We start from the raw sequence: 20,054 nt of genomic DNA on the forward strand, positions 1-20,054 counted from the left end.
CTCAGATCTCCTCGGAGGTGTCGTCGATGACTGCGCGGCCGCTGGCCCAGGTCTCGACCAGCGTGTGGATCACCGCGACCAGCAGCAGGCCCAGTCCGATCCCCATGCCGGTCTGCGGAATCCACAGCGGCACCGGGATCATCCCGCCCGACACGTCGCCGAAATGCAGGCTCTCGCGGATCAGGGCAACGACGTACCAGCAGGCATAGCCAACCAGCGCGGCGGCCAGCGCCAGCACGGCAAGCTCGACCATCAAGCGCGCGCGAGCGGGCAGACGCGCGACCACCAGCGAAACGCGGATATGGCCCGCGCTGCGGAAGGTGTAGGGCATGGCGAAGAAGGTGGCGCCGGCCAGCATGAACCCCGCGAAATCCGCGTAGGACGGGATCGTCGCGGGCAGCGGCAGGCCCAACACGCGGGTCGAGAAGTTCAGCAGCACCTGCGCGCTGACCAGGCAGGCGATGGCTAGGATGAAGCCGGCCGAAAGCCAGCCCGCACCCAGATAGATCCCGTCGAGAAACCGGCGCATCGGCGCCCCCTTTTTCAGACCCAGCCGCACAGACGACCGCCCCGCGCAAGGCGGCGCGGGACGATCGATCACCGTGAGGCGATTAGCTCTCGCCCTGATACTCTTCCAGCACCGTCAGCGCCTCTTCGGACGCGTCCTGGCGCAGGTTCTCCAGCATCTGCCCGCCGATCTCCTGCAGGCCTTCGGTCAGCTCCTCGGACGGCTCGACGATGGTCATGCCGTTGTCCGCCATCTCCTGCGTCTTCGTCTCGGCCTCTTCCTTCGACATCTCCCAGCCGCGGGCCTCGGCCTCGTCTGCGGCCTGCATCACGGCATCCTGCACGTCCTGCGGCAGGCGGCGGAAGGCGCGTTCGTTCACGACGACGATGTTCTTCGGCACCCAGGCGTTGATCGGCGTGTAGTGCGACACGAAATCCCACGCCTTCGAGTTCGCCCCGGTCGAGGGCGAGGTGATCATCGCCTCAATCTGGCCGGTGGTGAAGGCCTGCGGGATATCGGGCGCCTCGACCTGCACGGGTGCCGCGCCGGCCAATTGCGCGAATTCCTCGAGGGCCGCATTGTAGGCGCGGAAGCGCAGGCCCGACAGGTCGTCGACGGTCTCGATCTCGCCGTTGGTGTATAGTCCCTGCGCCGGCCACGCGACCGAGTAGAGCGGCATCAGGCCCTGCTCGGCCAGAAGCTCGGTGATGACCGGCTCCTGCGCCTCCCAAAGGGCCTGCGCCCCGTCGTAGGACGTGGCGAGGAACGGCTGGCTGTCGAGTCCGTATGCCGCGTTCTCGTTTTCCAGCGTCGACAGGAAGAACTCGCCGATCGGCACCTGGCCCGAGCGCACGGCGTTCTTGATCTCGGGATGCGGGAACAGCGAGCCGGCGGAATGCACGGTGATCGCAAGCTGGCCGTCGGTGGCGGCCTCGACGTCCTCGGCGAACTGCATGATGTTCTGGGTGTGGAACGTGCTGTCGCCGTAGGGCGTGGGCATGTCCCAAGTCTGCGCGCCGGCGGCACCGGCCATCAGGCCGATTGCGGCGGCATAGGTGAAATGTCTCATCGTCGTCTCCTCTGTCGGTTCTGGCGGGACGGGTCCGCGGCGGCGGCCCACCCTCTGGCAATCTTTGCATGGCGGCGCGTGCGCGACCACGTTGACAAATTGTCAGCGTTATATCATCAAAGCAACAGTTTTCTTTTCGGGGGCCGCCATGACCGACCAGACGCAAGCGAAATGGGATTTCTGGATCGACCGGGGCGGCACCTTTACCGACATCGTCGCGCGCAGGCCCGACGGGACGCTGACCTCGCACAAGCTGCTGTCGGAGAATCCGGAGCTGTACGACGACGCCGCCGTGCAGGGCGTGCGCGAGATGTTGGGCCTGAGCGGAGACGACCCGATCCCGGCCGACACGATCGGCGCGGTCAAGATGGGCACCACGGTGGCCACGAACGCGCTGCTCGAGCGCAAGGGCGCAAGGACAGTGCTGCTAATCACACGCGGCTTCGGCGACCTGCTGCGCATCGGCTACCAGAACCGCCCCCGGCTGTTCGACCTGCACATCCGGCTGCCCGAGCTGCTGTACACAAAGGTGATCGAGGTCGAGGAGCGCGTCGCCGCCGACGGCACGGTGCTGGTCGACCTGGACGAGGCCGCGACTCGCGACGCGCTGAACGCCGCCCGCGCCGAGGGCTACGAGGCCTGCGCCATCGCCTTCATGCACGGCTACGCCCATCCCGACCACGAGTTGCGCGCCGGGCGGCTGGCCGAGGTCGCCGGATTCCCTCAGATCACGCTGAGCCACGACGCCAGCCCGCTCATCAAGCTGGTTGCGCGCGGCGACACCGCGGTGGCCGACGCCTACCTGACGCCGATCCTGCGGCGCTACGTCAACAAGGTGAAGGATGCGCTGGGCGCCGAGCAGGGCAGGGTTGAGCGGCTGATGTTCATGCAGTCGAACGGCGGGCTGACCGATGCCGACATGTTCCACGGCCGCGACGCGATCCTGTCCGGGCCCGCGGGCGGCGTCGTCGGCATGACCGCGACCGCCACCGCCGACGGGTTCGACAGGCTGATCGGCTTCGACATGGGCGGCACCTCGACCGATGTCTGCCACTATGCCGGCAGCTTCGAGCGCAGCTTCGAGACCGAGGTCGCCGGCGTGCGGATGCGTGCACCGATGATGCACATCCACACGGTCGCGGCGGGTGGCGGCTCGATCCTGTCGTTCCGCGACGGGCGGCTGCAGGCGGGTCCCGATTCCGCCGGCGCCGATCCCGGCCCCGCCTGCTACCGCCGCGGCGGCCCGCTGACGGTGACCGATTGCAACGTGGTGCTGGGCAAGTTGCAGCCCGCCGCCTTCCCGGCGGTCTTCGGCCCGAACGGAGACAAGAAGCTGGACGTAGAAACGCCTCGGCGCCTGTTCGCCGAGATGGCCGAGCAGATCGCCGACGCTACCGGAGAGGCGCCCCGCCCGGTCGAGGACCTGGCGCGCGGTTTCCTGCGAATCGCGGTCGAGAACATGGCCAACGCCATCAAAGAGATCAGCGTCGCGCGCGGGCACGACGTGACGCGCTACACGCTCAACTGCTTCGGCGGCGCGGGCGGGCAACACGCCTGCGCCGTGGCCGACGCGTTGGGCATGACGACGATCTACCTGCACCCCTTCGCCGGCGTGCTGTCGGCGCTGGGCATGGGCCTGGCCGACGTCGTGGCGCTTCAGGAACGCCAGTTGAACCGCCCGGTCGAGGACGAGGCAGCGCTGCGCGATGCCGCCGACGCGCTGGCCCGGGCCGCCACCGACGAGGTCGCGGCGCAGGACATCCCGCGCGACGCCATCGACATCGAGACCCGTGTCTTCCTGCGCGCGGGCACCTCGCAAACCACCCTGCCCGTCGACCTGGCCGACGCCGACACGATGCGCGAGGCGTTCCTCTCGGCTCATGAGGCGCGCTTCGGCTTCCGCCCCGAGGGCGCTGCCATCGTGGCTGACATGATGACGGTCGAGGCGATCGGCCGCACCGGCGCCGATGCCCGGCTGGACGAAACCGGCGACGGCGAATCGGCCGCCGGAATGGCACGGATGTGGAGCGGAGACGGCCCCGCGGACGTGCCCGTGCACGCCCGCGGCCGCCTCGCCGAGGGCGCGCGCATCGACGGCCCCGCCATCGTGACCGAGGCCACCGGCACTACCATCGTCGAGGCTGGCTGGCAGGCCGAATGCCGCAAGGGCGGCGCACTGGTGCTGAAACGAACCGTGCCGCTGCGCCGCGAACACGCGGTCGGCACCGAGGTCGACCCGGTCATGCTGGAGGTGTTCAACAACCTGTTCATGTCGATCGCCGAGCAGATGGGCGCCACGCTTGCCAACACCGCCGAATCCGTCAACATCCGCGAGCGGCTCGACTTCTCCTGCGCGCTGTTCGACGCGACGGGCGATCTGGTGGCCAACGCACCGCACGTGCCGGTTCACCTGGGGTCCATGTCGGCCAGCGTGAAGCAGATCCTGCGCGACAACGCGGGCACCATCCGCCCGGGCGACGTGTTCATGATGAACGACCCCTATAACGGCGGCACGCACCTGCCCGACGTTACCGTCATCACGCCGGTCTTTGATGCCGCCGGCAAGACGATCGACTTCCTAGTCGCCTCGCGCGGGCACCATGCCGATATCGGCGGGCGCACGCCCGGCTCGGCCCCACCCGACAGTCGGCACATCGACGAGGAAGGCGTGCTCATCCGCAACTTCAAGCTGGTCGAGGCCGGCCGCCTGCGCGAGGCCGAGACGCGCGAACTGCTGGCCTCCGGCCCCTACCCCTGCCGCAACGTCGGTCAGAACATGGCCGACCTGTCGGCGCAGATCGCCGCCAACGCGACCGGCGTGGCCGAGTTGACCAAGGCCGTGAACCAGTTCGGCCGCGACGTGGTGCAGGCCTACATGCGCCACGTGCAGGCCAATGCCGAGGAATCGGTGCGCCGCGTGCTCGACGTGCTCGAGGATTGCGCCTTCGACTACTCGCTCGACTCCGGCGCGCGGATCAAGGTGAAGATCTCGGTCGACCGCGAGGCGCGCGACGCGGTGATCGACTTCACCGGCACGTCGGAGCAGGATGCGCTGAACTACAACGCGCCGCTGGCGGTGTGCCGAGCGGTCGTGCTGTACGTCTTCCGCACGCTGATCCCCAACCCGATCCCGATGAACGAGGGCTGCCTCAAGCCGCTGAAGATCGTGGCACCCGAGGGCAGCTTCATCAACCCGCGCCACCCCGCGGCGGTGATCTCGGGCAATACCGAGGTCAGCCAGGCCATCGCCGAGACGCTGTATGGCGCGCTGGGGGTACTGGCCGGCAGCCAGGGGACGATGAACAACTTCGTATACGGCAACGCCACCTACCAGAACTACGAGACGATCTGCGGCGGCACCGGCGCGGGCGACGGGTTCGGCGGGACCTCGGCGGTGCACAGCCACATGACCAACACGCGGATGACCGACCCCGAAGTGCTCGAGACGCGCTTTCCGGTGCGGGTGCGCGAATTCTCGATCCGGCAAGGATCGGGCGGCGCGGGTCGCTGGCGCGGCGGCTGCGGGATCACCCGCGCGCTGGAATTCCTGCAGCCCGCGACGGTGACGGTGTTGTCGTCGCACCGCGAGACGGCACCATTCGGCGCGGCGGGCGGCGGGGACGGCCAGCCGGGGCAGAACCTGGTGCGCCGCGCCGACGGGTCCGAGACGCGGCTGAAGGGCAACGACCAGACCGAGATGGCGGCGGGCGACGTCTTCGTGATGCACACGCCCGGCGGGGGCGGCTTCGGCGCGCCTTGAAACGGGGGCACGCGGCTCAGCCCGCGTGTGCCCTGCCCTTCGCCGCCGCGCGTTCCAGCGCCGGGTAGCGCAGCCACAGGGTCAGCCCGCGCACCGCGAACGAGATCAGCAGCGCAAGCCAAAGCCCGTGATTGCCCAACGGGCCGGTCAGCGCCACGACCGCACCGAGATAGACCGCCGCCGAGACCGCCATCATGTTGCGCATGTCGCCGGTGCGCGTGGCGCCGATGAACACGCCGTCCAGCATCCACGACGCCAGCCCCACAACCGGCGCGACGACCATCCAGGGCAGGAACGCGCGCGCGGTCTCGCGCACGTCCGGGTCGCGCGCCATGACGTCGACGATCCACGGTCCCAGCGCGGCGAAGGCCACCGCCAACCCGAGCGCGAAGATCGCGCCCCACAGCGACGTCATCAGCGCACCGCGCCGCAGTCGCGCCACCGCGCCCGCGCCGAAGGCCCGGCCGACCAGCGCCTCTGCCGCGAAGGCAAAGCCGTCGAGAGCATAGGACGTGACGTGCAGGAACTGCAGCAGCACCTGGTTGGCCGCCAGCGTAACGTCTCCGAAGCGCCCGCCCAGCAGCAGGAAGGACACGAAGATCGCCTGCAGCATGGCCGACCGGATCAGGATGTCGCCGTTGACCACGGCCATGCGCTTGAGCTTCACCCGGTTGAAGACGCGCGGCCAGTCGCGCCATGCGGACACGCGGAACGCGTCGCGGCACAGCCACAGCCCCAGCGCCAGCCCAGACCACTCGGCCAAAAAGGTGGCGAAGGCGACGCCGCTCACGCCCCAGCCCAGCCCCAGCACGAACAGCAGGTCGAGGCCCACGTTCAGCCCGTTCATCCACAGCTGCAGCACCAGCACCGCGCGGGTGCGCTCGAGCGCGATCAGCCAGCCGGTGATGCCGTAGATCGCGATCGCGGCGGGCGCCGACCAGATGCGGATGCTCATGTAGTCGCGGGCCAGCGCCTCGACCTGCGGCGACACGGGCGATAGCGCAAAGGCGCCGGCGTGTATCGCGCCCTGCAGCACGATCAGCACCGCGCCGCCGACGAGCCCGATCATCAGCGAGCGGGTCAGCAGGGCGGCGACCTCGGGGCGATTGTCCGCCCCGGCCGCCTGCGCGGTCAGGCCGGCGGTGCCCATGCGCAGGAAACCGAAGATCCAGTAGACGGCCGTCAGGATGATGGCGCCGACGCCCACGGCGGCGATCGGTTCAGGCGCCGGGATCTGGCCCACCACCGCGGTGTCGACCGCGCCCAGGATCGGAACGGTGACGTTGGCCAGCAGGATCGGGATGGCGATCTTCAGGATGCGGCGGTGGGTGATCGGATCGGAGTCGGTCATGGGCCTGCGCATGGGGTCGGTGGGGATGCCGCGCTGGCCGTGCAGGCGGCTATCCGGGGATATTCCGAAACCTCGGAGACCCGGACGAGTCGGGGGACGGTCAGTCCTCCCGCGGCATCAGGAAATGCGCGGTGGCCTGCGCGATGGGGCGGTCACGATTGTCCTGCCACGCCTGCGCGTGAACGCTTGCATAGCGGCGCCCCGACCGCGTGACGCGGGCGCGGGCATAGGCATCGCGCGGCAAGCCCGAGCGCAGGTAGTCCACGGTGAAGTCGATCGTCTTCGGCAGGCGTGGCAGCGAGCCCGCCGTCAGCGTGTCGGGGTCGAGCTTGCCGGACTCGATCTCGGGCCAGAGGTAGCTCCAGCTGAGCGTGATCATGGCGGTGATCTCGAGGAAGGCCGCTGTGACGCCGCCATGGATCGCTGGCAAGAACGGATTGCCGATCAGCTTGTCGTCGAAGGGCAGCAACGCGGTCAGCTCGTCCCCGCGGCGGTCGAACGAGACGCCGAGATAAGTCATGTACGGCACGCCCGAGACCAGCGCGTTCAGCGCCGCGTCGCGGCGCTGCTTGACCACCTGGACGGGTTCGGGGCGTTCGCGTGCCATCAGCCGCCCTCGACCGTGAAGGCGCCGGTGGCCGAGGCGACGGGCCTGTCCGTGTCGTCGTCGAAGGCCTGCGCGCGCACGAAGGCGACCGAGCGCGTGATGTGGTAGCAGGTCGCCCGCGCCACGATGGTCTGGCCCGGTGTCGCCGGGCGCATGTAGTCAATGCGCAGGTCGATCGTCGCGGTGCCGGCCGGTGACCTGGGGTGGCTCATCACCGCCGCGCCGCCGCAGGTGTCCATCAGGGCCGAGACCGCGCCGCCGTGGATGACGCCGGTCTCCGGGTCGCCGATGAGCCGCGCGTCATAGGGCATCGCGATCACCGCCAGACCGTCCCCGATCTCGGTGATCCGCATGCCGAGCTCGCGCGAATGCGGGATCGTCTCGATGAACTGCTTGGCGATGCGGGCCTTGTCGGCTGTCATGGTCTCTCCTGTCCCCGATCCTTATGCGGTGTGCGGGGGCTTGCCGCAAGAGGCGCGGGCGCCCCGGCTGGACAGCGCTGCCGTCGCGGCATACATCGGACGCAGGAGGCAGCGCCATGGCCGAGACACGCTTGTCGTTCAAGGAGATGTGCGCGAAGTTCGACGTGACTCCACGGACTTTGCGGTACTACGAATACATCGAGATCCTCGCGCCCGAGCGCGACGGACGCGCGCGCTGGTACGGCCCGCGCGAGATCGCGCGCATGACGCTGATCCTGCGCGGACGTCGGTTCGGGTTCTCGCTGGAAGAGATCCGGCAGTGGCTGCTGATCTACGAGAAGGAAGGCACCGACGCGCAGATGCGCGCCTGGGTCGCCCTGGCCGACCGGCAGCTGACCGAACTCGCCGAGCAACGCCGCCAGATCGAGGCGGTGATCGACGAACTGCGCGGCCTTCGGGACGAGACCGCGCGCTCGATCGACGACTGACGGCGCCTCGCCGACCGCGCGGCCTGACCGCCCTGCCCCACATTTCCGGATAACACCGTCGGACGCGCACAGCATTGACGCGACGTGAGTGGCGCGTCACCTTTCCTGTGACGTAGCGTAGTGGTTACGTCACCCGCATCCGGCGTTGTAAAAAACCCCATGAATACGCACGTGACGCTCATGATTGACGCAGAGGTAAACACCGGACACACCATGAGCGATGACCAGGTCATGACCATCCGCGAGATGTGCGACGCATTCGACGTGACGCCGCGCACCTTGCGTTTCTACGAACAGAAAGAGCTGCTATTCCCGATCCGGGAGGGTCAGAAGCGGCTTTTCACCCGGCGCGACCGCGCCCGGCTGAAGCTGATCCTGCGCGGCAAGCGCTTCGGCTTCAGCTTGGAGGAAATCCGCCAGTTGCTGGACCTCTATCACGTGGGCGATCAGCAGCGCACGCAGATCGAAAAGACGTATCGCGTGGCGCAACAGCGGCTGGACGACCTCAGGAGCCAGCGCCAGCAGATCGACCAGGCCATCCGCGACCTCGAGGAGCAGATGGAATGGGGCGAGCGCGTGCTGGCCGAGTTGACGCAGAATCAGGACGCAGCCGAATAGGCCGCTTCACACCAACAAAGCGGCCGGACGGGCCGCCGCACGCCAAGGGAGAGAGGCATGCCCATCTACACCGCACCGCTCAAGGACCAGCAGTTCATCCTGCACGACGTGCTGAAGATCACGGCACAGACGGACGTGCCGGGCTATGACGAGCTGGACCGCGAGACCACCGAGGCGATCCTCGGCGAGGCGGCGAAGCTGGCCGAGAACGTGCTCGCGCCCCTCAACGCGGTCGGCGACGAGGAAGGCTGCACGCTTGAGAACGGCGTCGTGCGCACGCCGAAGGGGTTCAAGGACGCCTTCGACCAGGTGCGCGACGGCGGCTGGACCGCGCTGGACTGCGATCCGGAATACGGCGGTCAGGGTCTGCCCTACCTTGTTTCCACCGCTGTGGGCGAGATGTTCTCGAGCGCCAACATGGCGTTCAACATGTACCAGGGCCTGACCCACGGCGCATACAACGCGATCCACGCGCATGGCAGCGATGACCAGAAGCGCACCTACCTGCCCAAGATGGTGACCTGCGAATGGGGCGGCACCATGAACCTGACCGAGCCGCATTGCGGCACGGACCTCGGACTCATCCGCACCAAGGCGGTGCCTAACGGTGACGGAAGCTATGCCATATCCGGCCAGAAGATCTGGATCTCGGCCGGCGAGCACGACATGTGCGACAACATCATCCACCTCGTCCTGGCCAAGCTGCCCGACGCGCCCGCGGGCGTGAAGGGCATCAGCCTGTTCATCGTGCCGAAGTTCATGGTCAACGACGACGGCTCCTTGGGCGAGCGCAACAGCCTGTCCTGCGGCGGGTTGGAAATGAAGATGGGCATCCACGGCAACGCCACCTGCGTGATGAACTACGACGGCGCGACCGGCTTCCTTGTGGGCGAGGCGCACAAGGGCATGCGCGCCATGTTCACCATGATGAACGAAGCCCGGCTGGGCGTCGGCCTGCAGGGCTATGCCCAAGGCGCGGTCGCCTACCAGAACGCGCTGGGCTTCGCTCAGGACCGCCTTCAGGGCCGCGACGTGACCGGCACCAAGGCACCGGAAAAGCCCGCCGACCCGATCATCGTGCACCCCGACGTGCGGCGGAACCTGATGGACCAGAAGAGCTTCGTCGAGGGCGCGCGCGCCTTCACCTTCTGGGGCGCCTCGCTGATCGACCGCAGCCACCGCGCACACGATGCCGATGCCGAGGGGCTGGTGTCGCTGATGACCCCCGTGATCAAGGGTTTCCTGACCGACAAGGGCTTCGAGACGACGGTGCTGGCGCAGCAGACGCTGGGCGGATCGGGCTTCACCCGCGAATGGGGGCTGGAGCAGTTCGTGCGCGATGCGCGGATCACCATGATCTACGAGGGCACCAACGGCATCCAGTCGCTCGACCTCGTGGGTCGCAAGCTGGGACAGGACGGCGGCAAGCACGTCATGGCGTTCTTCGAGATGGTCAAGAGCTTCATCGCCGATCACAAGGGTCAGGACGCGGACTTCGACAAGCAGTTCCTCGACCCGCTGAAGGCGGCAAGCAAGGACCTGCAGGCGGCGGGCATGTACTTCATGCAGAACGGCATGAAGAACCCCAACAACGCGTTGGCCGGCTCCTACGACTTCATGCACCTGTTCGGGCATGTCTGCCTGGGCCTGATGTGGGCCCGCATGGCCTGGGCCGCGCGCGAGGCGCTGGCGGCGGGCGCCGGCGACACCGAGTTCTACGAGACGAAGCAGGCCACCGGGCGCTACTACATGGCACGGCAGCTTCCGATGACCGGCACGCACCTGGCGCGCATCCAGTCGGGCGCCGACACCGTGATGGCGCTGGACGCCGCGAACTTCTGAGGTCTGCCGGCCACGGCGGGGTTCGACCCGCCCTGCGGACGGGCGCCAGCGAAGCGCCCGCCGGACGGCAAAGGGGGAGAAGCGCCATGCCGCGCGACTGGATGACCGACGAGCACGCCATGCTCGGCGAGATGACGGCGAAGTTCATCGCGGCCGAATGGGCGCCGAAGTTCGAGCAATGGCGCAAGCAGGGCGAGATGGACCGCGACACGTGGGCCCAGGCCGGTGCGCTGGGGCTGCTGTGCCCCTCGATCCCCGAGGAATACGGCGGCGCCGGCGGCGATTTCGGCCACGAGGCGGTGATCCTGATGGAGGCGTCGAAGGCCAACCTCGCATCCTGGGGCCATGGAATCCATTCCGGCATCGTCGCGCATTACATCCTGTCCTACGGCACCGAAGAGCAGAAGGCGCGCTGGCTGCCGAAGATGGTGACCGGAGAGCTGGTCGGCGCGCTCGCGATGACCGAGCCCTCGGCCGGGTCGGACGTGCAGGCGATCAAGACCCGCGCCGTGCGCGACGGCAACGTCTACCGCCTATCGGGTCAGAAGACCTTCATCACCAACGGCCAGCACGCGAACCTGATCGTCGTCGCGGCCAAGACCGACCCGTCGCAGGGCTCGAAGGGCACGTCGCTGATGGTGGTCGAGACCGACGGCGCCGAGGGGTTCAAGCGCGGGCGCAACCTCGACAAGGTGGGGCTGCACGCCGCCGATACGTCCGAGCTGTTCTTCGACGACGTCGCCATCCCGCCCGAGAACCTGCTGGGCGGCGAGGAAGGCCGCGGCTTCTACCAGATGATGAGCCAGCTTCCGCAGGAACGCATGGTCATCGGCTGCGGTGCCGTGGGCGCCATGGAAGGCGCGGTCGAACGCACCATCGCCTATTGCAAGGAGCGCGAGGCCTTCGGCGGCCCCCTCACCCAGTTTCAGAACACCCGCTTCAAGCTGGCCGAGTGCCTGACCAAGACGAAGGTCGCGCGCGCCTTCCTCGACGAGTGCATCGCCGAACTGATCGCCGGCACGCTGACGGTCGAGAAGGCCGCAATGGCGAAATACTGGCTGACCGACACGCAGGGCGAGGTGCTGGACGAATGCGTGCAGTTGCACGGCGGCTACGGCTTCATGCAGGAATACGCCGTGGCCGAGATGTGGGCCGATGCCCGCGTGCAGCGGATCTATGGCGGCACGAACGAGATCATGAAGGAACTGGTCGCGCGGGCGCTGTGACGGCGGCAGCCACCGAGGCGAAGGGGGAAGGACGACGCACATGACGATGCAACTGCACTGCTTCGGGGAATCCGGACACTCGTACAAGGCGGCGCTGGCGCTGGAACTTGCGGGGCTGGACTGGGAACCGGTCTTCGTCGACTTCTTCAACGGTGCGACGCGGTCTGCGGACTACCGCACCCAGATAAACGCCATGGGCGAGGCCCCGGTGCTGGTCGACGGGGATGTCCGCCTGTCGCAATCGGGCGTGATCCAGACCTACCTGTCGGACACCTACGGCCATTTCGGCGGCACGCCCGATCAGAAGTACGAGATCCTGCGCTGGATCATCTGGGACAATCAGAAGCTGTCCGGCATGGCCGGGCCGTGCCGGTTCCTGATGAACTTCCTGCCCGAGGACAAGCGCCCGGCCGAGGTGGTCGGCTTCATGCAGGGGCGGCTGAAGGCGACCTACGCCGTCCTCGACGCGCACCTGGCGGGCCGCGACTGGATCGTCGGCGACGCGCCCACCAACGCCGACCTGACCTGCTGCGGCTACCTGTTTTACCCAGAGCCTTTCGGCTTCGACCGCGCCGACTGGCCCAACGTCGATCGCTGGCTCGACCGCATCGCGGCGCTGCCCGGCTGGAAGGCGCCCTACGACCTGATGCCCGGCTCGCCCGCCGACCGCGCGGCCGGATGACACGCACACCACCCCGGCGGCCGGAGATCCGCGCCGCGGGGTCACGAGACCACGGGCCCGCCAAGGGCCAGACGAGGAAGGACCTGACATGACCGACGCGTATATCTACGACACCGTGCGCACCCCGCGCGGCAAGGGCCGCAAGGACGGCGCCCTGCACGAGGTCACCGCTCTGTCGCTGTCCGCGCAGACGCTCAACGCGCTGAAGGAACGCAACGGCATCGACGGCCACGCGGTCGAGGACGTGATCTGGGGCAACGTCACGCAGGTCGGCGAACAGGGCGGATGCCTTGCCCGCTCGGCCGTGCTGGCCTCGGACCTGGATGAATCGATCCCCGGCCTCGCGATCAACCGCTTCTGCGCGTCCGGCATGGAGGCGGTGAACCTGGCCGCCAACCAGATCCGCGGCGGTGCGGGCGAGGCCTACATCGCCGGCGGCGTAGAGATGATGGGCCGCGTGCCGATGGGCAGCGACGGCGCCGCGATCGCGGTGGACCCGAGCATCGCGATGGACCGCTACTTCGTGCCCCAGGGCATTGCCGCCGACATCATCGCCACCGAGTACGGCATCAGCCGCGACGACGCCGACGCCTTCGCCGTGGAATCGCAGAACCGCGCGGCGGCCGCGTGGAAGGACAAGCGGTTCGAGCGCTCGGTCGTCACCGTGCGCGACCGCAACGGCCTGCCGATCCTGGACCACGACGAATACATGCGCCCCGGCACCGACATGCAGGCGCTGGGCGCGCTGAAGCCGTCCTTCAAGGACATGGGCGAGACGATGCCCGGCTTCGACAAGGTCGCGCTGATGAAGTACCCGCATCTCGAGCGGATCAATCACATCCACCACGCGGGCAACTCGTCGGGGATCGTCGATGGCGCGGCCGGCGTTCTGGTCGGCAGCAAGGCGTTCGGCGAGAAATGGGGCCTCAAGCCCCGCGCGCGCATCCGCCAGACCACCAAGATCGGCACCGATCCGACCATCATGCTGACCGGCCCGGTACCGGCGACGGCCAAGGCGCTGGCAGACAGCGGCATGGGGATCGGCGACATCGACCTGTTCGAGGTCAACGAGGCATTCTCGTCCGTGGTTCTGCGCTTCATGCAGGCCTTCGACGTGGACCACGCCAAGGTGAACCCGAACGGCGGCTCGATCGCCATGGGCCACCCGCTGGGCGCCACCGGCGCGATGATCATCGGCACCCTGCTGGACGAGCTCGAGCGCTCGGGCAAGGGCACGGGACTGGCGACGCTGTGCATCGCCAGCGGGATGGGCGCGGCGACGATCATCGAGCGGCTTTAGGCTGCAATGACAAGCGCGGAGACATCGAAGACGGGGCAGCCGCGGGGGTCGGCAGAGGCCGTCGCCGTCGCGCAGCGGCTTCTCGACGGGACTGGCGCGGCCATGCTCGCGGCCGACTTCAATGCCTTCGCGCGGCATTTTCGGCTGCCCTGCCTGGTTGCCACCCCCGAACGGGCGCGCCTCCTGCAACACCCCGACGAGTTGCGGACGATCTTCGACCGTCTCGGCGCGCATTACCGGAGCTTCGGCGACGTGACGCTCGAGCGCACGGTCAACGAGGCGCTGTTCGACGGCCCTGACCTGCTGCGGTTCTCGTTCGAGACCGCGGCGCTCGTCCACGGCGAAACACGCGACGGGCCGCACGCCGGGCACTCGACCGCCGTGCGCGATGGCGACACCTGGCACATCACCGACAACCACGCGCTGGTGGCTCGAGATTCGGTCCAGAACACCGTGTTCAGGCGCGGTGGCGCCGCCGACGACCCCACCCCGCCCGAGGGATCGCCTGAGGTGCTGGCAATTTTCCAGAACAACCTCGACACGGTGACGCAGGCCTTTCTGACGGGCGAATTCGACATGCTGCTGCGCGCCGTCACACTGCCGCTGTTCAAGCAGGGCAGCCGCGGCCCCGAGCTGTTGACCACCCAGGACGAGTTGCGCCGCGATTTCGACAGATACGTCTCCGCGATCCGGATGCAGGACGTCACCGACCTCGTGCGCGGTGTGACCTCGGCTCACGCCCTGGGCGCGGCCCGCATTCACGGAACCTGCCGCACACACGTGCTTGCCGGCACACAGCTTCTGTTCCCGTCCTATGTCAGCGCGATCACCCTGGAACAGGGCGCGGATCGGGCCTGGCGGATGACCTCCATCATGCACCCGCTCGAGACCCCGACGCTCGACCGGGTGGTGTGGGGCGGCGCCTGATGCGCGGCACCCCCGACATCCTAACGACGCGCCCGCGCCCCGCCGCGCGGATGCGTGCGAAACCCTTCCATTCAGGAGACACGACATGACCGATTTCACCATGGACAAGGGCGCCGACGGCGTCGCGGTGATTACCTGGGACGTCGCCGACAAGTCGATGAACGTGCTCAACCTCGAGGGTCTCGAAACGCTCGACAAGCTGGTCGACGACGCGCTGGCCGACGAGGCCGTCAAGGGCATCGTCATCACCAGCGCGAAGGACAGCTTTGCTGGCGGCATGGACCTGAACATCATCGCCAAGATGAAGGAAATGGCCGGTGACGAACCCGCCCGCGGCCTGTTCGAAGGCGTGATGCGGATGCACGCGGTCCTGCGCAAGATCGAGCGCGCGGGCCTCGACCCCAAGACCAACAAGGGCGGCAAACCCGTGGCCGCCGCCCTGCCCGGCACCGCGCTTGGTATCGGGCTGGAGATCCCGCTGGCCACGCACCGCATCTTTGCTGCCGACAACCCGAAGGCCAAGATCGGCCTGCCCGAGATCATGGTCGGCATCTTCCCCGGCGCCGGCGGCACGACGCGGTTGTCGCGCAAGCTGGGCGCGATGGCGGCCGCGCCCTTCCTGCTGGAAGGCAAGCTGTCCGATCCGAAGAAGGCCAAGGCCGCCGGCCTGATCGACGAGGTGGTGGACGATCCGCTGGCCGCCGCCAAGGCATGGGTGCTGCAGGCCAGGGACGCCGACATCGTCAAGCCGTGGGACGACAAGGGCTACAAGATGCCCGGCGGTGCGCCCTATCACCCGGCCGGCTTCATGACATTCGTGGGCGCCTCCGCGATGGTCAACGGCAAGACCAAGGGCGTCTACCCGGCCGCCAAGGCGCTGCTGTCGGCGGTCTACGAGGGCGCGCTGGTGCCCTTCGACACGGCGCTGAAGATCGAGGCGCGCTGGTTCACCAACGTGCTGATGAATCCCTCGTCCGGCGCGATGATCCGGTCGCTGTTCATCAACAAGGAGGCGCTGGAGAAAGGCGCGGTGCGGCCCAAGGACGTGCCTGACCAGCGCGTGAAGAAGGTCGGCGTCCTCGGCGCGGGCATGATGGGCGCGGGCATCGCGCTGGTCTCGGCGCAGGCCGGCATCGAGGTGGTGCTGCTGGACCGCGATCAGGCCGCCGCCGACAAGGGCAAGTCCCTGACCGAAGAGCACGCCAAGAAGGGCGTGCAGCGCAAGAAGGTCACCGAGAAACAGGCGCAGGCGATGGTCGACCGCATCACCGCCACCACCGATTACGATGCGCTGAAGGGCTGCGACCTGATCGTCGAGGCGGTATTCGAGGATTCCAGGATCAAGGCCGAGGTCACCAAGGCCGTCGATGCCGTGACCGGTGACGACACGATCTTCGCCACCAACACCTCGACCCTGCCGATCAGCGACCTGGCGAAGGCCAGCAAGAACACCGAGCAGTTCATCGGCATCCACTTCTTCAGCCCGGTCGAGAAGATGATGCTGGTCGAGATCATCCGCGGCAAGCAGACCGGCGACCGTGCCGTGGCCAAGGCGCTGGATTTCGTGCGCCAGATCCGCAAGACGCCGATCGTGGTGAACGACGCCCGGTTCTTCTACGCCAACCGTTGCATCATCCCCTACATCAACGAAGGCATCCGCATGGTGAAGGAAGGGGTGAACCCCGCCCTGATCGAGAACGCGGCGAAGCTGGTCGGCATGCCGCTGGGCCCGCTTCAGCTGGTGGACGAGACCTCGATCGACCTCGGCGCCAGGATCGCGCGGGCGACCAAGGCGGCGATGGGCGACGCCTATCCCGACGCGGAAGTCGACGAGGTGATCTTCTGGATGGAAGGCGAAGGCCGGTTGGGCCGCAAGTCCAAGTCGGGCTTCTACGATTACGACGAGTCCGGCAAGCGGCAGGGCATCAGCCAGGTCGTCAAGGACAAGTACCCGCAGTCGGCGGACCAGCCTGAACTGGCCGAGGTGCAGCAGCGGCTTCTGTTCGCCCAAAGCCTCGAGGCGGTTCGCGCGCTCGAGGAAGGCGTGCTGATGGACATCCGCGAGGGCGACGTGGGCGCGATCCTGGGCTGGGGTTTCGCCCCCTGGTCCGGCGGGCCGTTGTCGTGGCTGGACATGGTCGGCGCCCCCTGGGCGGCCGAACGCTGCGATACGCTGACCGAAAAGTACGGCCCGCGCTTCACCTGCCCGCCGCTTCTGCGCGAGATGGCGCAGAAGACCCAAAGCTTCTACGGCCGCTTCGGCACCGGCCAGAAGGCCGCCTGAACCGGGACGCAGGCCGGGAGAACCTCCGGCCCGCATCCTTCGCCCGCATGGAACCCCTTGCGCGAACAGCCTTTTGCACCACAGGCTGGTGATATGGTGCGAGGGCAGACGTGACGGTTGAAGACCAGAAAGCGGGAAACCACGATCTTTATTCCGCGCTGCACCGGGCCCGCGACGCGGTGCTCGAGCTTTACCGGCCGGTCCTTGCCCAACAGGGCCTGACCGAACCGCAATGGCGCACGCTGGTCGCGCTCGATTCGAGCGGCCCGATGGATGCCACGCGGCTAGCCGAGCGGGCGAAGATCCAGCCATCGTCCCTGTCCCGGATCATCCGCACCTTCGAAGAGCGCCGCCTCGTGGCCACGCATCGCAATGCCGACGATGCCCGGCGCCTGCTGCTGCGCCTGACCCCCGCGGGACAGGCCACCATCGCGCGGCTGCGGCCCGGAATCGACGCGGTCGACCGGCGGCTGGCGGCGCGCTACGGCGACACCGAGATCACGCTTCTGTGCCAGGCGCTCGAGGCGTTGCGGATCGTGCTGGACACCCAGGCTCCGCGTACGCGCGGCCTGCGCCGGAAGAGGCGGTGACCTGACGGCGCGGCGCAGGCGCCTTCCGGAACCGGTCTACAATCTCGCGGAGGCGGGACTTCTCCTCCGGATGTTCAGCAGCCGCCCGTCGATCGCGGCCAGTCCAAGCCCCACCAGCGCCACGCCCGCAATCTGCGCGCCGGTCAGATGCTCGCCCAGGACAAGCACCCCCAGCGATCGCCGAGACAGGAATGAGGAACGTCACCAGCAGCAGACTGGTGGCCCCGGCGCGTTGCAGGATGTGGATGTAGAGAACGTAGGCCAGGCTGGTCGAAAGGACGGCCCGGCCCGCGATCGCCGCCCAAGTCTAAAGCGGCGGCATCGGGATCGTCCACGGCCGGTCGATGACAAGGGCCAGCGGCGCGAGGACCAGCGTCGACGCCGTCACCTGCCCTGCGGCCGCGACGACCGGGTCGACGCCGAGGCGCTTGAACCGCCTGCCGAACACCCCGGCGAATGCGTAGGACTACGCGCCGCCGAGACAGGCGAGCTGCGCCAAGACGTCGGCGCCGAGGCCGGACAGGAGCCGGGCCTGAACAGGACGATCACCCCGGCGAATCCCCCGGAGCCGCCCGCCAGCTTGCGCCGCGTGATCCCTTCGTCCGCGAGCAGGACGCCGGCAACGGCGACGGTGAACAGCGGCGTCATCGCGTTCTTCTTGAGGATTCCCATGCCGAGGAAGGCGAGCCACGCGCGCGGGTCGCGCGGCAACGCCCGTCCCAACACGGCCACGATGCCCCACAGAACCAGAGCCGCCAACCCGACCCGCAGCACGACGATCGTCAGTGTCGGCAGGTCCCGCACCGCCACGCCCACGAAGAAGAACGACCCGCCCCACAGGACCGAGAGGACCAGCAACATTGCCCACTCGAACGCCCTCATCGAGAGGGCGTCAGGGCCCGGCCGAGCCTGTGCTGCGTTGGCCATCAATTCGTGCTCCGGGTCGTCTGGGAACATCGATACGCGCCCAGCCGCGCCGAAACGACCCGGACCTTGCGCATTGCGCTCGACGAAACAAGAGCCGCCCGAGATGCGTCTCGCCTGAATTTCGCCAAGACGACCATGCCGGCCGTGCGGTGGCGATTGCGGCGATCCGCGCCCTCGGGGCGAGGTTTTGCTTCGCGGCATTCAAGAAACCATCTGACAACAGCTTCGGGCTGAAGGTGATTGCGCGCTTTGGCTCGCAAAGCGCGTGCCCCGCTGCGCTGGCGCATTGGCGGTTGTTCCTGCGGCCCTGCAACGGTGGTGTGCCGGTATCGGCGGTGCTGTCGAACGGCCGAACATAGCCGGCCCTATGGAGAATGCGGGCAGCAATTCCCATATTCGAGCGGTCACTCGACGGAGTTTCCAATGGGATACGTGAAGACCGGAATACTGATGGCCGCGATGACGGCGCTGTTCGTGGGGATCGGCTATCTATTGGCCGGCACGGGCGGCATCTTGATCGCCTTCTTCGTCGCCGCCGGCATGAACGCCTTCGCCTGGTGGAATTCCGACCGGATGGTGCTGAGGATGCACAACGCGCGCCCCGTCGGGCCGCGCGACCGGACGGGCCTGTCCGACCTGGTGCAGGGCCTGGCGCGGAATGCCGGGATGCCAATGCCCGCGGTCTATGTCATCGACACTCCTCAGCCGAACGCCTTCGCCACCGGGCGAAACCCGAAAAATGCCGCCGTCGCAGTGACGACCGGGCTGATGCAGACGCTGACCCGGGAGGAACTGGCCGGCGTCGTGGCGCACGAACTGGCCCATATCCGCAACCACGACACCGCCATCATGACGGTCACGGCCACCTTCGCCGGCGCGATCTCGATGCTGGCGAACTTTGCGTTCTTCTTCGGCGGCCGGCGCGAGGGCGGGCTGGGAATCGTCGGAACTCTCGCGATGATGATCCTGGCTCCGCTGGCCGCAGCACTGGTGCAGATGGCGATCAGCCGGACGCGGGAATACGCGGCCGACAAGGCCGGAGCCGAGATCTGCGGCGAGCCGATGTGGCTGGCCTCGGCGCTGTCGAAGATCCAGAGGGGCGCCGCGCGGATCGACAACCACGCCGCCGAACGCAATCCCGCCACAGCGCACATGTTCATCATCAACCCGCTGCACGCTCACAAGCACGACAACCTGTTCTCGACCCACCCCGCCACGGAAAACCGGATCGCCGCACTGCGGGAACTGGCAGCGCAGGCGAGAAAAAGCTCGATCCCGACGACGCGGCGCCCGGCGGGCCCGGCGCCCGAGCGCTCTGGCCCCTGGGGCTGAGCCGCCGTCTTTGGGGAGGCTGGACGGGCTTTGTTGCGCAAAGAGGGTGAAGCGCGAACCTCCCCTTTCCCCGGACGCACTTATCCCACGGGTTCTGTGACAGGTATGCCAAGCGCGGTGT

At 68.0% G+C, this 20,054-nt stretch carries 17 protein-coding genes; 11 read left to right on the forward strand and 6 right to left on the reverse strand.

The window, feature by feature from the left end; translation table 11 throughout:
* Position 1: 1 nt before the first annotated feature.
* Positions 2-529, reverse strand: a complete 528-nt coding sequence (locus BLW27_RS05900) for a TRAP transporter small permease (protein WP_089880650.1) — start codon at positions 527-529, stop codon at positions 2-4.
* Between the two features lie 82 nt (positions 530-611).
* Positions 612-1,577 (reverse strand): TRAP transporter substrate-binding protein, encoded by a 966-nt coding sequence (locus BLW27_RS05905; RefSeq protein ID WP_089880653.1) that lies wholly within the window; start codon positions 1,575-1,577, stop codon positions 612-614.
* 148 nt (positions 1,578-1,725) lie between these two features.
* On the opposite strand from BLW27_RS05905, the gene BLW27_RS05910 reads away from it, so the two are divergent.
* The gene (locus BLW27_RS05910) at positions 1,726-5,337 is read left to right on the forward strand and encodes a hydantoinase B/oxoprolinase family protein (RefSeq protein WP_089880655.1); all 3,612 of its coding nucleotides are present in this window, start codon (positions 1,726-1,728) and stop codon (positions 5,335-5,337) included.
* Positions 5,338-5,353: 16 nt separating this feature from the next.
* Here BLW27_RS05910 and BLW27_RS05915 read toward each other — a convergent pair whose 3' ends face one another.
* The 3 genes from BLW27_RS05915 to BLW27_RS05925 all read right to left on the reverse strand — a co-directional run bounded on the left by BLW27_RS05915 (position 5,354) and on the right by BLW27_RS05925 (position 7,717).
* A complete protein-coding gene (locus tag BLW27_RS05915; RefSeq protein ID WP_089880659.1) occupies positions 5,354-6,688 on the reverse strand; it encodes an MATE family efflux transporter in 1,335 nt (444 codons plus the stop codon).
* A gap of 100 nt (positions 6,689-6,788) precedes the next feature.
* Complete coding sequence (locus BLW27_RS05920; protein WP_089880663.1) at positions 6,789-7,295, reverse strand: PaaI family thioesterase; 507 nt, start codon at positions 7,293-7,295, stop codon at positions 6,789-6,791.
* The gene (locus BLW27_RS05925; protein ID WP_089880666.1) at positions 7,295-7,717 is read right to left on the reverse strand and encodes a PaaI family thioesterase; all 423 of its coding nucleotides are present in this window, start codon (positions 7,715-7,717) and stop codon (positions 7,295-7,297) included. Before BLW27_RS05925 ends, BLW27_RS05920 begins: the two co-directional genes overlap by 1 nt.
* Positions 7,718-7,833: 116 nt before the next feature.
* Between BLW27_RS05925 and BLW27_RS05930 the strand changes: the two genes are divergently transcribed.
* The 9 genes from BLW27_RS05930 to BLW27_RS05970 all read left to right on the forward strand — a co-directional run bounded on the left by BLW27_RS05930 (position 7,834) and on the right by BLW27_RS05970 (position 17,674).
* Positions 7,834-8,205, forward strand: coding sequence for a MerR family transcriptional regulator (locus tag BLW27_RS05930; protein WP_089880668.1), 372 nt, complete (start codon positions 7,834-7,836; stop codon positions 8,203-8,205).
* Between the two features lie 213 nt (positions 8,206-8,418).
* Positions 8,419-8,823, forward strand: a complete 405-nt coding sequence (locus BLW27_RS05935) for a MerR family transcriptional regulator (RefSeq protein ID WP_089880837.1) — start codon at positions 8,419-8,421, stop codon at positions 8,821-8,823.
* A gap of 57 nt (positions 8,824-8,880) precedes the next feature.
* On the forward strand, positions 8,881-10,665 hold the full coding sequence (locus BLW27_RS05940; RefSeq protein WP_089880671.1) for an acyl-CoA dehydrogenase C-terminal domain-containing protein: 1,785 nt from the start codon (positions 8,881-8,883) through the stop codon (positions 10,663-10,665).
* Positions 10,666-10,751: 86 nt separating this feature from the next.
* Positions 10,752-11,891: an acyl-CoA dehydrogenase family protein gene (locus tag BLW27_RS05945; RefSeq protein ID WP_089880674.1), complete on the forward strand. Its 1,140-nt coding sequence runs from the start codon at positions 10,752-10,754 to the stop codon at positions 11,889-11,891.
* A gap of 40 nt (positions 11,892-11,931) precedes the next feature.
* Positions 11,932-12,573: a glutathione S-transferase family protein gene (locus tag BLW27_RS05950; protein ID WP_089880678.1), complete on the forward strand. Its 642-nt coding sequence runs from the start codon at positions 11,932-11,934 to the stop codon at positions 12,571-12,573.
* An 88-nt stretch (positions 12,574-12,661) separates the two neighbouring features.
* Positions 12,662-13,873, forward strand: a complete 1,212-nt coding sequence (locus BLW27_RS05955; protein WP_089880680.1) for an acetyl-CoA C-acetyltransferase — start codon at positions 12,662-12,664, stop codon at positions 13,871-13,873.
* Positions 13,874-13,975: 102 nt separating this feature from the next.
* The gene (locus tag BLW27_RS05960) at positions 13,976-14,800 is read left to right on the forward strand and encodes a hypothetical protein (protein ID WP_143042207.1); all 825 of its coding nucleotides are present in this window, start codon (positions 13,976-13,978) and stop codon (positions 14,798-14,800) included.
* A gap of 85 nt (positions 14,801-14,885) precedes the next feature.
* Complete coding sequence (locus BLW27_RS05965; RefSeq protein WP_089880687.1) at positions 14,886-17,084, forward strand: 3-hydroxyacyl-CoA dehydrogenase NAD-binding domain-containing protein; 2,199 nt, start codon at positions 14,886-14,888, stop codon at positions 17,082-17,084.
* Positions 17,085-17,194: 110 nt separating this feature from the next.
* Entirely contained in the window at positions 17,195-17,674 is a 480-nt protein-coding gene (locus tag BLW27_RS05970) for a MarR family transcriptional regulator (RefSeq protein ID WP_089880691.1), read from the forward strand.
* A gap of 384 nt (positions 17,675-18,058) precedes the next feature.
* Here the strand turns inward: BLW27_RS05970 and BLW27_RS21655 are convergent, their stop codons facing one another.
* Complete coding sequence (locus tag BLW27_RS21655) at positions 18,059-18,631, reverse strand: DMT family transporter (protein WP_245710788.1); 573 nt, start codon at positions 18,629-18,631, stop codon at positions 18,059-18,061.
* Between the two features lie 393 nt (positions 18,632-19,024).
* Here BLW27_RS21655 and htpX point away from each other — a divergent pair, with 393 nt between their 5' ends.
* Positions 19,025-19,933 (forward strand): zinc metalloprotease HtpX, encoded by a 909-nt coding sequence (htpX, locus tag BLW27_RS05980; protein ID WP_089880695.1) that lies wholly within the window; start codon positions 19,025-19,027, stop codon positions 19,931-19,933.
* The last annotated feature ends 121 nt before the right edge of the window (positions 19,934-20,054 follow it).

Source organism: Citreimonas salinaria, from assembly GCF_900107235.1.
In the GTDB taxonomy this organism is placed as follows: domain Bacteria; phylum Pseudomonadota; class Alphaproteobacteria; order Rhodobacterales; family Rhodobacteraceae; genus Citreimonas; species Citreimonas salinaria.